Source organism: Halorubrum sp. AJ67 (genome assembly GCF_000513435.1).
Genome location: NZ_CBVY010000018.1, coordinates 32,235 through 33,083, shown reverse-complemented (window position 1 = coordinate 33,083; position 849 = coordinate 32,235). Strand labels below are relative to the sequence as shown.

Below are 849 nucleotides of genomic sequence, written 5' to 3'. Positions count from 1 at the left end.
AGACGACGAAGCCCGACGTGGTGTTCGGCGGCGAGCCCAGCGGGGCGTGGATCTGGCCGGCACAGACGCGGTGTCCGGACGGCCCTCTCGCCGCCTGTACCCTGGCCGCGCTGGTGGGCGCGGAGGGATCGCTCGCCGCGATGGTCGACGACCTCCCCGCGTATCCGATCCGGCGGGACTCGGTGCGCACCGAGGCGAAGCGGGCGATCGTCGAGCGTGTCGGCGAGATCGCGGCCGCCGAGTACGACGACGTCTCGACGCTCGACGGGATCCGCGTGGAGACCGACGCGGGTTGGTTCCTCGTGCGCGCGAGCGGCACAGAGCCGCTGGTGCGGATCACCGCCGAAGCGCGCGACGAAGCCGACGTAACCGGGCTGTTCGAGACGGCCCGCGACCTCGTCGACCGGGCCGCCGCGGATCGCGGGCAGTAGGTCTCGACCGCGGCGGGCGACCACCCCGGTCTCGACCGTAATCGGCAGGTCTCGCCACTGACCGCAGCGGCTAAACCCCGGCCCGCCGTCGGTGCCGCACATGTACGGAGTCGTGCTCGCGGCCGGCCGCGGGACCCGGATGCGACCGCTGACGGACCGCCGACCGAAACCGCTCCTGCCGGTCGGGAACCGCTCGCTGCTCGAACAGGTGTTCGAGGCCGCCCGCGAAGTCGTCGACGAGTTCGTCGTCGTGACGGGGTACCGCGGCGACGCGATCCGCGAGTCGATCGGTGAGTCGTATCGCGACCGTCCGGTCCACTACGTCGAGCAGGCCGAGGCGCTGGGGACCGCCCACGCCGTGGCGCAGGCCGAGCCGGTCGTCGACGACGACTTCCTCGTGCTCAACGGCGACGTGGTC

At 72.6% G+C, this 849-nt stretch carries 1 protein-coding gene and 1 pseudogene; both read left to right on the top strand.

Going from position 1 to position 849, the window contains the following annotated elements:
• Positions 1 to 431: pseudogene (locus BN903_RS12760) on the top strand (phosphoglucosamine mutase); the annotation flags it as partial.
• A 100-nt stretch (positions 432 to 531) separates the two neighbouring features.
• The coding region (locus BN903_RS12755; RefSeq protein ID WP_048078091.1) for a sugar phosphate nucleotidyltransferase at positions 532 to 849 on the top strand (318 nt) is incomplete at its 3' end.